Source organism: Kineosporiaceae bacterium SCSIO 59966 (assembly GCA_020881835.1).
In the GTDB taxonomy this organism is placed as follows: domain Bacteria; phylum Actinomycetota; class Actinomycetes; order Actinomycetales; family SCSIO-59966; genus SCSIO-59966.
Genome location: CP052876.1, coordinates 2158732 through 2169696 on the forward strand (window position 1 = coordinate 2158732; position 10965 = coordinate 2169696).

Consider the following 10965-nt stretch of genomic DNA (forward strand, 5'->3'; position numbering starts at 1 on the left):
CGCCCTCGCCGGCTGTCGGCTTCGTCACCGCCGCGGCTCACTCACCGTCGCTCAGGGCCCCGACGAGTGTCTCCTGCATCCAGGTGAGGAAGTCGTAGACCGCGGCCAGCCACACCCGCGGGTCGTCGGGGTCGGCGCCGGCGACGACGGCGGGCAGGCGTGCGGCGTCCTCGTCGGTGCGCAGCCCGAGCCGCTCGGCCAGCACCAGCCGGACGTCGGTGAGGGCGGTGAGCCAGGCCGCCGCCTCGGCGTCGCTGAGCCGCAGCGTGCGGCCGGACCGCTCGAGCGTGCCGCGCGCCGTCCGCAGCGCCTCCTGCTTGCGGGCCCGCAGGCCGCGCTCGGTGTACCGGCGGAACTCCGCCGCCTGCTCGGCGTCCTCGCGGGAGGCGTCGGGCAGCAGCCGGCGCAGCGCCGGGTCCGCCGGCGGCGTGGCGTCCTCGCTGATCCCGACGAGCTCGGCGAGCGGGTCGTCGTCGGCCGTCCGACCGTCGTCCAGCATGTCGTGGACGTCGTCCAGCAGGCGGCCCACGAGGTCGCGCTCGGCGCGCTCGAGGCGGCCCTCGACCCCGTGCCGGGTGCGGCGGAACCGGCCCGCCATCAGGCGGGGGACCTGTCCTGGGAGTAGGTGGCCCACAGGCCGAAGCCGTGCATGGCCTCGGTGTCCCGTTCCATCTCCTCGCGAGTGCCGGTGGACACGACGGCGCGGCCCTTCTCGTGGACGTCGAGCATCAGCCGTTCCGCGGTGGCCCGGTCGTAGCCGAAGTACGTCTGGAACACGTAGGTCACGTAGCTCATCAGGTTGACCGGGTCGTTCCAGACGATGGTGACCCACGGGACGTCGGGTGAGACGGTCTCCTGCGAGCGCGGCTCGTCGAGCTCGACGGGCGCGACTCCCAGGACGACGGGGCCGCTCCTCGCGGTGCACGCTGCGCCGGTCACGCCCACGACAATAGATTGGCGTCGTGACGACGGACCACAGCAGCGCCCTGCTGACCGACCGCTACGAGCTCACGATGGTGCAGGCGGCGCTGGAGGCGGGGACCGCCGAGCGGCACTGCGTGTTCGAGACCTTCGCCCGGCGCCTGCCGGACACCCGCCGGTTCGGTGTCGTCGCGGGGACCGGCCGGCTGCTCGACCTGCTGGAGGACTTCCGGTTCGGCGACGACGAGCTCGAGGCCCTGCGGGCGCAGGGGGTCGTGGACGAACGCACCTGCCGCTGGCTGCGCGACTTCCGGTTCACCGGGGACGTCGACGGCTACCGGGAGGGAGACGTCTACTACCCCGGCTCACCTGTGCTGACCGTCAGCGGGACGTTCGCCGAGTGCGCGCTGCTCGAGACGCTCGTGCTGTCGGTGCTCAACCACGACAGCGCCGTCGCCGCCGCAGCCGCCCGGATGGTCGTGGCCGCCGGCGACCGCCCGGTCATCGAGATGGGGTCGCGGCGCACCCACGAGGAGTCCGCGGTCGCCGCCGCCCGGGCCGCCTACCTGGCCGGGTTCGCCTCGACGTCCAACCTCGCCGCCGGGGCCCGCTACGGCGTCCCCACCGCCGGAACGGTCGCGCACTCCTTCGTCCTGCTGCACGACTCCGAGACCGACGCGTTCCGTGCCGCGGTCCGGGCCCAGGGCGCGCAGACCACCCTGCTCGTGGACACCTACGACACCCGCGAGGGCATCCGGCGCGCCGTCGAGGTGGCCGGTCCCGACCTCGGGGCCATCCGCATCGACTCCGGCGACCTCGCCGTGGTCGCCCACCAGGCCCGGGCCCAGCTCGACGAGCTCGGCGCGCACCGGACCCGCATCGTCGTGTCCGGCGACCTCGACGAGTACGCGATCGCCGCGCTGGCCGCCGCGCCCGTGGACGCCTACGGTGCGGGCACGTCGGTGGTCACCGGGTCCGGCGTGCCGACGGCCGGGATGGTCTACAAGCTCGTCGAGGTCGACGGCCGGCCGGTGGCGAAACGGTCGTTGAGCAAGGCGACCCAGGGTGGGCGCAAGGTCGCCGTGCGCCGCCACCGTCCCAGCGGCACCTCCACCGAGGAGGTGCTGCGCTCCCAGGCCCGTCCGGAGCCGCGTCCCGGTGACCGGGACCTGCAGGTACCCCTGGTGCGCAAGGGGGCACGGGTCGACGACGGGCACGACCTGCGCGCCGCCCGGGAGTTTCACCGCACCGCCCGGGTGGCGCTCCCGTGGGACGGGATCAAGCTGTCCCGCGGCGAGCCGGCGATCCCGACGACGCTGATCCCAGCCCCGCAACAGTGAGCACGCAGCAGTGAGGAGCAGACCGTGACCGCTCAGAGCGCAGGCACCGCCGGGCTGTACGGGCCCGGGACGGCGCTCGTCGTCGTCGACGTGCAGGTCGACTTCGCCGACCCCAGCGGCAGCCTGTACGTCGCCGGTGGCGAGGACGTCGTCCCGGTGGTCAACGAGCACGTCGCCGCCGCGCGCGCGGCCGGCTCCCCCGTCGTCTACACCCAGGACTGGCACCCGCCGCACACACCGCACTTCGCCACCGACGGCGGCGTGTGGCCGGTGCACTGCGTGCGGGACACCCCCGGGGCCGAGCTGCACCCCGACCTGGACGTCGACGGCCCGGTCGTGCGCAAGGGCACCGGTGGCGAGGACGGGTACTCGGGGTTCTCGGTGCGCGACCCGGTCTCGGGCGAGACGTCCGCGACCCGGCTCGGGTCCATCCTGGCCGAGCAGGACGTGCGGCGGATCGTCGTCGTCGGGCTGGCCGGGGACGTCTGCGTCAAGGAGACCGTGCTCGACGGTCGCCGGCTCGGCTACGACGTCGTCGTGCCGCTGGAGGGCACCCGGTTCGTCGAGGTGTCGCCCGGCGACGGCGAGCGCGCCGTCCAGGAGATGCGCGCCGCCGGGGCTGACGTTCGTGGTGCGGCGGCGCTCTAGCGCTCCGCCGCACCACCGTTCTGGCCGGAGGCGGCCGGCGGGAGCACACGCTCCCACCGGCCGCCTCGTGCGTCCGACGACCGCGTCAGACGCGACCGCGTCGTCCGGTGAAGGAGAGGATCAGCCCGACGACGAGGACGGCGACGCCGAGCCAGATGAGGATCTCGCCGACGCCGGCGAAGCCGATGACGGCCAGGACGACCCCGACGATGATGAGCAGCAGCCAGAGCGACACGGTTACCTCCCGGAGAGTTGGACAGCCCCGTACGCCGGCGAGCGTCCCACCTGCTCCGGGCCTGCGCACCTTGACCGTGGACGACCGTCGCTCAGCCCTGCGGACCTCGGCCCGACCAGGACCAGGCGTAGGCGCCGTCGTCGACGGCGACGCCGCCCTCGCCGAGCTCCAGGGGCTTGAACGTGTCGACCATGACGGCGAGCTCGTCGAAGTACTCCTTGCCGAGCGCCTTCTCCACCGCACCGGGCTGCGGGCCGTGGCTGTGACCGCCCGGGTGCAGCGAGATCGAGCCCTGGCCGATACCGGACCCCTTACGGGCCTCGTAGTCGCCGCCGCAGTAGAACATCACCTCGTCGCTGTCGACGTTCGAGTGGTAGTAGGGCACCGGGACCGCCAGCGGGTGGTAGTCCACCTTGCGGGGCACGAAGTTGCACACGACGAAGTTCCAGCCCTCGAACACCTGGTGCACCGGCGGCGGCTGGTGGACCCGGCCCGTGATCGGCTCGTAGTCCTCGACGTTGAACGTGTACGGGTACAGGCAGCCGTCCCAGCCGACGACGTCGAACGGGTGCTCCGGGTGGACCACGACGCTGCCGACCACGCCGGAGGGGCCGTTGCCGCGGTGCTTGGTCCAGACCTCGACGTCGGTGCCCTCGACGAGCAGCGGCTCGCTCGGCGCGGTGAGGTCCCGCTCGCAGTACGGGGCGTGCTCGAGGAACTGCCCGTACCTCGACAGGTACCGCTTGGGCGGGGTGATGTGGCTGTTCGCCTCAATCGCGTACAGCCGCAGCGGGTCCCCGCCGGTGGGCACCCACCGGTGCACGGTGGCGCGCGGCAGGACGACGTAGTCACCCTGGCGGGCCTCGAGGACGCCGAACATCGTCTCCACCGTCGCGGAGCCGGACTCGACGTAGACGCACTCGTCACCGATCGCGTTGCGGTACAACGGACTGGCCTCGCGGGCGACGACGTAGGAGATCCGCACGTCGCTGTTGCCCAGCACGAGCCGCCGGCCACGGACGGCGTCCACGCCCTCACCGGGCTTCTCGCCGGGGAACAGCTCGTGCAGCCGCAGGTGCCGCGGCTTGAGCGGGTGGTTGGGGGTGGTCGTCAGGTCCGGTAGGTCCCAGACGCGGGCGTCGACCATCGCCGAGGGGATACCGCGGTGGTAGAGCAGGGAGGAGTCGCTGGAGAAGCCCTCCTCCCCCATGAGCTCCTCGGAGTACAGGCCCCCGTCCGGACGACGGAACTGGGTGTGCCGCTTGTGCGGCACCTCCCCCACCCGCTGGTAGTGCGCCACGACGATCCTCCCTGACCAGGCGCGTCCGCTGAGCGGACGTCCATGTATCTGTGGAGATACAGTGCGCTAGGCTCAGCGGACATGTCAACGGCCACCGCCGCACCGTCGCGCGCCCTGTTCCGGGGCCTCGTCGACGACGCCGCCGTGTTCCCGCCAGGCTCCGCGCCGATGCCGGAGGCGGTCCCGGCGCACCTGCACCACCGGGCCGCCTGGTACGCCGACGTCGTCGGCCCGTTCCTCGTCCCGGTCACCGGCGTCGACGCCTTCCAGGCCGCCGCCGAGCTCGCGACGCGGACGCCGATCCGGGTCGGGGTGATCGCTGACCCCACCTCGGCGGACCCGCTGGCCGGGGCCCTGGACGCCGTCCGGCACCTGGCGGACGGCGGACGGGCCGAGCCCGTCGCCATCGAGGTCCCGCTGCCCCGCGGGACCCACCAGGGCGAGGCCGCCGCCGGGCTGCTCGCCCGGCTGCGCGAGACGCTGCCTAGCGGCGTGCGCGCCTGGGTCGAGGTCCAGCGCGAGGACGGGTGGCGTGACGCGCTGCGCCGCATCGCGGACTCCGGCGCGGAGGTCGGCGGCAAGCTGCGCACCGGTGGCACCAGCGCGCAGGCGTTCCCCTCCACCGCCGAGCTCGCCGCCTTCGTGCACGAGGCGGTGGCGGTGGGCGTCCCGGTGAAGCTCACCGCCGGCCTGCACACGGCGCTGCGGGGTCCGGACCCGACGGGGGCCCACCACCACGGCGTCCTCAACGTCATCTGCGCCGTGCACGCCGCGACCGGCGGGGCGACGGCGGAGGACCTCGTGGACCTGCTGGAGCAGACCGAGGCCGACCCGCTCGTCACCGCCGTCCGCGCGATGGGCCCGGGCGAGGCCGCCGCCGTCCGCGCGACCTTCGCGTCCTTCGGCTGCTGCGGCGTGACCGACCCGGTCGGCGACCTCGTCGGCCTCGGACTCCTCCAGGAGGTACCCGCGTGAGCGTGACGACCTGGGCCCCGGTCCCGCACGGTTCGCCGTTCGGCGTCCAGACCCTGCCCTACGGGGTGTTCTCCGTCGGGGCCGGGCCGCGGCGGACCGGCGTGCGGATCGGGGACCACGTCCTCGACCTGGCGGCACTGGCCGCGACACCGGCCGGCGACGGACTGCCCGCGGACGTCGGAGCGGCGCTCGCGGGCCCGTCGCTGGACGCGCTGCTCGCCCTCGGCCGGGAGGGCTGGGCGGCGGCGCGCCGCTGGGTCACCGACGTGCTCACCGACCCCGGCGCGCAGACCGGGGCCTCCGAGCACCTGCGCCCGCTGACCGACGTCCGGCTGCACCTGCCGTTCACCGTCGCCGACTACGTCGACTTCTACTCCAGCGAGCACCACGCGGCGAACGTCGGACGGCTGTTCCGGCCGGACGCCGAGCCGCTGCTGCCGAACTGGAAGCGGCTGCCCGTGGGGTACCACGGTCGAGCCGGGACGGTGGTCGTCTCCGGCACGGACGTCGTGCGCCCGTGCGGGCAGGTCAAGCCCGCCGACGCCCCCGAGCCGCAGTTCGGGCCGTCCCGCCGGCTGGACATCGAGGCCGAGGTCGGGTTCGTCGTCGGCACCCCCTCGCCGCTCGGCGAGCCGGTGCCCGCCTCCGCGCTGCCCGACCACGTCTTCGGTGTCGTCCTCGTCAACGACTGGAGCGCCCGCGACATCCAGGCCTGGGAGTACGTGCCGCTCGGGCCGTTCCTCGGCAAGTCGTTCGCGACCTCCGTCTCGGCGTGGGTCACCCCGCTGGAGGCGCTGGAGGCGGCGCGGGTGCCGCCGCCGCCTCGCACCCACGAGCTGCTGCCCTACCTGCGCGACGACCCGGACCAGCCGTGGGGCCTGGACCTGGATCTCGAGGTGGTGTGGAACGGCACCGTCGTCGCCCGCCCGCCGTTCGCGTCGATGTACTGGACGGCGGCGCAGCAGCTGGCCCACCTGACCGTCAACGGCGCCAGCCTGCGGACCGGGGACCTGTTCGCCTCCGGCACCGTGTCGGGGCCCCAGCGGGACCAGCGCGGCTCGTTCCTCGAGCTCAGCTGGGGCGGTCAGGACCCCGTGCGCCTGGCCGACGGGTCGCTGCGGACGTTTCTCGAGGACGGCGACGAGGTCGTCATCACCGCGACCGCGCCCGGCCCCGAGGGCACCCGGGTCGGCCTCGGCGAGGTCCGCGGCCGCATCCTCCCGCCCCGCTGCTGAAGGCCCCTGCTGCTGAACCACCCCTGCTGCTCGGCGGCTCGGAAGTGAGGTCCTAGGTCCCACCCCTCGCCCGGTGACCGGCTCCTACCCTGCAGGAAGGTAATCCTTTCCTCACAGGAGGGTGGCATGGCCGCTCAGGCGGGACCCCGCACACTCGCCGACCTGCCCCCGGGCTGCCTCGGGTGCATCGCCGAGATCGACGCCTCGCTGTCACCCGCGCAGGCGCAGCGCCTGCGCGCCCTCGGCTTCCGCCCCGGCGCCGTCGTCGAGCGGTCTCGGACGGCGCCCCTGGGCGACCCCACCGTGTACCGGGTGTGCGACTACGACGTCTGCCTGCGGTCGGCGCAGGCGCGCGCCATCGTCCTCGCCGCATGAGCCACTGCGCCCCGGCCGGCCACGCCCCGGCCAGCGACGCCCCGGCCAGCGACGCCCCGGCCAGTGACGCCCCGGCCAGTGACGTCGTCCCGACGGGCACGAGGCACCTCGACATCGCGCTGGTGGGCAGTCCCAACGCCGGCAAGACGAGCGTCTTCAACCGGCTCACCGGCCTGCGGGCGCGCACCGGCAACTACCCGGGGGTGACGGTCACCCGCACGGTGGGCACCGCCCGCACCGCCGGTGGCGACGTCGTCACCATCGAGGACCTTCCGGGCACCTACAGCCTCACCCCGGTCAGCCCCGACGAGCAGGTCGTCGTCGACGTCGTCACCGGCCGAGCACCGGGTACTCGTCCCCCCGACGCGTTCCTCGTCGTCCTGGACGCCACGACGCTGCGCCGGTCGCTGCCGCTGGTGGCCCAGACGATGGCGCTCGGCCGGCCGGTCGCCGTCGTGCTGACGATGCTCGACGAGATGGCCGCCCGCGGCGGGCGCCTGGACGTCGGCGCGCTGGCCGCCGCCCTCGGCGTCCCGGTGGTACCCGTGCAGGGTCACCGCGGCCGTGGCACCGGGGCCGTGCGCGAGCTCCTCGACGACCCGGCCGCCTGGCCGCAGCCGCCCGTGCTGCCACCCGAGGACGACGACGAGGCGGCGGCCTGGGCGGCGTCCGTCCTGGCGGCGACGTCGTGGTCCGCGCCGCGGCGTCACGCCCCCAGCGCCACGGTGGACAGGGTGCTGCTGCACCCGGTCTGGGGCGTGCTCGTCTTCGCCGTCGTCGTCTTCACCATCTTCCAGGTCATCTTCACGGTCGCGGCCCCGCTGCAGGGTGCGGTCGAGGCGGCGTTCGGCTGGCTCGGTGAGCGGGTCGCCGCAGCGGTCTCGCCGCCGCTGCTGGCCGACTTCCTCGGCACGGCGGTCATCGGCGGCGTCGGCGCCGTCCTCGTGTTCCTGCCGCAGATCGCGCTGCTGTTCCTCGTCCTGTCCCTGCTCGAGACGGTCGGCTACATGTCCCGGGCCGCGTTCCTCATGGACCGGGTGATGGCGGTCTCCGGGCTGGACGGACGCTCGTTCGTCGCGATGCTGTCGGGGTTCGCCTGCGCGGTGCCCGGGATCATGGCGACCCGCACGATCCCGTCGTCCCGGGACCGCCTGGCGACCATCCTCGCGCTGCCGCTGATGACGTGCTCGGCCCGGCTGCCGGTCTACGTCGTGCTCATCGGCCTGCTCGTCGACCCGAGCACCCGCTGGGGACCGGTGTCCGCGCAGGGGCTGACGCTGTTCCTGCTGTACCTGCTCGGCGGCCTGGCGTCGATGGTCGCGGCCGGGGTGCTCAAGGCCACCGCTCTGCGCAGCGACGGGCTGCCGTTCTACATGGAGATGCCGCCCTACCGGCTGCCCACCGCCCGCACCGTCGCCCTGACCATGTGGGAGTCCGTCCGCGGCTTCCTCCGCAAGGCTGGCACGGTCATCCTCACCGCCTCGGTGATCCTGTGGGCGCTGATGAGCTTCCCCGCCCGGGACACCAGCGGGATGGACCCGGTCGCCGCCGACGCCTACGTGCTCGAGCACAGCTACGCCGCCACCGTGGGCAAGGCGATCGAGCCGGTGTTCGCCCCGCTCGGCTTCGACTGGCGCATCGACGTCGGGCTGGTGGGGTCGCTGGCCGCCCGCGAGGTGTTCGTCTCCACGATGGGTCAGGTCGTGGCCGCCGACCCCAGCGACCCCGCGGACGCGTTGGCGTCGCTCGTCCACGACGACGGGCCCCGCGCCGGCGAACCGGTGTTCGACCCCCCGACCGTGGTGGCGTTGCTCATCTGGTTCGTGTTCGCGCTGCAGTGCATGTCCACCCTCGCCGTCATGCGCCGCGAGACCGGCTCCTGGAGGTGGCCCGCCATGGCGTTCGGCTACCTGTTCGCCCTCGGCTGGACCCTCGCCCTCGCCGGCAGGTGGATCACGATCGCGGTGACGGGATGATCCCGCTGCACCCCGTGGCCACCACGGACCCGGCCACGCTGACGTGGGTGACGCCGGCGGCGGCCCGGCTCCGGCGGGGCGTCGTCCGGCGGGCTCCGGCGGCGCTGCAGACCCTGCTGGAGGACGGCACGCTGTCCCGCGCCGAGGTCGTCGGCGAGGGTGTGCGGACGACGCTGGCCACCGGCAGCTGGCGTGAGGCGGGCCCCCGGGTCCGGACGGCGCTGCACGCCTGCCTGGCCGCGGACGGCTGGGAGACGGACGACGGCACGCCGGCCGGCGAGGGACCGGAGGTGGCGGTCGGGCCCGGGCCGGACGCCGAGCTGCTCCGGACCGCGACCGAGGTGCTGGCCGGCGAGGTGGCCCCGTACGCGGCGACGCACGGCGGCGCCATCGAGATCGTCGGCGTCCGCGACGGCGTCGTCGAGGTGACCCTGCGCGGGGCCTGCTCCGGCTGCCCCGCCGCGGCCGTGACCCTGCACGCCCGGTTCGAGGGGCTGCTGCGACGGCGGTGGCCGGCGCTGGTCGCCGTGCGGCAGGTCAGCCCGCGACGTCCAGGGCGAGGATGTCCTCGATCGTCTCGCGCCGCACGATGACCCGCGCCTCGCCGTCCCGGACGGCGACGACGGGCGGGCGCGGGACGTGGTTGTACTGGCTGGCGAGGCTGCGGCTGTAGGCGCCGGTCGCCGGGACGGCGAGCAGGTCGCCGCGCCGGACGTCGCCGGGCAGGTACTCGTCCTTGACGACGATGTCCCCGCTCTCGCAGTGCTTGCCGACCACCCGGGAGAGCACCGGCGGCGCGGTCGAGGCCCGGGAGGCCAGCGAGCACGAGTAGTCCGCGTCGTACAGGGCGGTGCGGACGTTGTCGCTCATCCCGCCGTCGACCGCGACGTAGCGGCGCCGCAGCCCCCCGTCGAGCTCGACGTCCTTGACCGTGCCGACCCGGTAGAGCGTGAACGTGCTCGGCCCGGCGATCGCCCGGCCCGGCTCGACCGAGACCCGGGGCACGGCGACGCCGAGGGCCCGGCACTCGGCGAGGACGACCCGGGCCATCCCGGCGGCGATCTCCTCGACCGGCTGGGGGTCGTGCTGGGAGGTGTACCGGATCCCGAACCCCCCGCCGAGGTCCAGCTCGGGCAGCTCGACGCCGTGGCGGCGGGCGATGTCGGCGTGCAGCCGCAGCACCCGCTGGGCGGCGACCTCGAACCCGGCGGTGTCGAAGATCTGCGACCCGATGTGGCTGTGCAGGCCGCGCAGCTCGAGCTGGGGGCGGGCCAGGGCGTCCGCGACGACCGCCGGGGCGTCGTCCATCGGGACGCCGAACTTCTGGTCCTCGTGCGCGGTGGCGATGTAGGAGTGGGTGTGGGCCTCGACCCCGACGGTGACCCGGACGAGCACCGGCACCGGCCGGGTGAGCCCGAGCCGGTCGGCGGCGTCGGCGACCCGGCCGACCTCCTCGGCGGAGTCCAGCACGAGGCGGCCGATCCCGGCGCGCAGGGCGGTCTCGATCTCCTCGTCGGACTTGTTGTTCCCGTGCAGCCCGATCCGCTGCGGCGGCACACCGGCGCGCAGCGCGACCGCGAGCTCGCCCCCGGTGGAGGCGTCCAGGTGCAGGCCCTCCTCGGCCACCCAGCGGGCGATCGCCGTGCACAGGAACGCCTTGCCCGCGTAGTAGACGTCCGCTCCCCCGGCCGGCTCGGCGAACGCCTCGGTGAACGCGGCGCGGAACGCCCGGGCGCGGGCACGCAGGTCGTCCTCGTCGACGACGTAGGCCGGGGTGCCGAACCGCTCGGCGAGCTCGTGGACGTCGACGCCGGCGACGACGAGCGAACCACCGTCCGAGCGGCGCACGCCCGCCGACCACAGCCCCGGCAGCAGGGCGTTGACGTCGTGGGGCACCGGCAGCCAGGCCGGCCCGCCGTAGCCCTCGGCGTGCAGGGCGCCGGCCTCGTGGGCGCGCACG

General features: G+C 74.5%; 12 protein-coding genes. 7 read left to right on the top strand and 5 right to left on the bottom strand.

Annotated features, from left to right (window positions below; all coding sequences use genetic code 11):
• Positions 1–37: 37 nt before the first annotated feature.
• The gene (locus HJG43_10045; GenBank protein UER54824.1) at positions 38–598 is read right to left on the bottom strand and encodes a DUF2017 domain-containing protein; all 561 of its coding nucleotides are present in this window, start codon (positions 596–598) and stop codon (positions 38–40) included.
• Entirely contained in the window at positions 598–897 is a 300-nt protein-coding gene (gene clpS / locus HJG43_10050) for an ATP-dependent Clp protease adapter ClpS (GenBank protein UER55878.1), read from the bottom strand. The genes HJG43_10045 and clpS overlap by 1 nt, the downstream gene beginning before the upstream one ends.
• Positions 898–962: 65 nt before the next feature.
• Between clpS and HJG43_10055 the strand changes: the two genes are divergently transcribed.
• Both HJG43_10055 and HJG43_10060 read left to right on the top strand, forming a co-directional pair.
• Positions 963–2261 (top strand): nicotinate phosphoribosyltransferase, encoded by a 1299-nt coding sequence (locus HJG43_10055; GenBank protein ID UER54825.1) that lies wholly within the window; start codon positions 963–965, stop codon positions 2259–2261.
• Between the two features lie 54 nt (positions 2262–2315).
• The gene (locus HJG43_10060; protein ID UER55879.1) at positions 2316–2909 is read left to right on the top strand and encodes an isochorismatase family protein; all 594 of its coding nucleotides are present in this window, start codon (positions 2316–2318) and stop codon (positions 2907–2909) included.
• Between the two features lie 85 nt (positions 2910–2994).
• Here HJG43_10060 and HJG43_10065 read toward each other — a convergent pair whose 3' ends face one another.
• Both HJG43_10065 and HJG43_10070 read right to left on the bottom strand, forming a co-directional pair.
• The gene (locus HJG43_10065; protein ID UER54826.1) at positions 2995–3144 is read right to left on the bottom strand and encodes a hypothetical protein; all 150 of its coding nucleotides are present in this window, start codon (positions 3142–3144) and stop codon (positions 2995–2997) included.
• A 91-nt stretch (positions 3145–3235) separates the two neighbouring features.
• Positions 3236–4444, bottom strand: a complete 1209-nt coding sequence (locus HJG43_10070; GenBank protein ID UER54827.1) for a homogentisate 1,2-dioxygenase — start codon at positions 4442–4444, stop codon at positions 3236–3238.
• Positions 4445–4525: 81 nt separating this feature from the next.
• Here HJG43_10070 and HJG43_10075 point away from each other — a divergent pair, with 81 nt between their 5' ends.
• The 5 genes from HJG43_10075 (at position 4526) to HJG43_10095 (ending at position 9598) form a co-directional block, all read left to right on the top strand.
• Positions 4526–5419, top strand: coding sequence for a hypothetical protein (locus HJG43_10075; GenBank protein ID UER54828.1), 894 nt, complete (start codon positions 4526–4528; stop codon positions 5417–5419).
• The gene (fahA, locus tag HJG43_10080) at positions 5416–6654 is read left to right on the top strand and encodes a fumarylacetoacetase (GenBank protein ID UER54829.1); all 1239 of its coding nucleotides are present in this window, start codon (positions 5416–5418) and stop codon (positions 6652–6654) included. Before HJG43_10075 ends, fahA begins: the two co-directional genes overlap by 4 nt.
• A gap of 126 nt (positions 6655–6780) precedes the next feature.
• Positions 6781–7029, top strand: coding sequence for a ferrous iron transport protein A (locus HJG43_10085; protein UER54830.1), 249 nt, complete (start codon positions 6781–6783; stop codon positions 7027–7029).
• Positions 7026–9005 (top strand): ferrous iron transport protein B, encoded by a 1980-nt coding sequence (gene feoB, locus HJG43_10090; protein ID UER54831.1) that lies wholly within the window; start codon positions 7026–7028, stop codon positions 9003–9005. Before HJG43_10085 ends, feoB begins: the two co-directional genes overlap by 4 nt.
• Positions 9005–9598 carry a NifU family protein gene (locus HJG43_10095; GenBank protein ID UER55880.1) on the top strand — a complete coding sequence of 198 codons (594 nt, stop codon included), beginning with the start codon at positions 9005–9007 and terminating at the stop codon, positions 9596–9598. The genes feoB and HJG43_10095 overlap by 1 nt, the downstream gene beginning before the upstream one ends.
• Here the strand turns inward: HJG43_10095 and lysA are convergent.
• Positions 9543–10964: a diaminopimelate decarboxylase gene (gene lysA, locus HJG43_10100; GenBank protein ID UER54832.1), complete on the bottom strand. Its 1422-nt coding sequence runs from the start codon at positions 10962–10964 to the stop codon at positions 9543–9545. The two genes, HJG43_10095 and lysA, sit on opposite strands and share 56 nt — an antisense overlap.
• Position 10965: the final 1 nt, after the last annotated feature.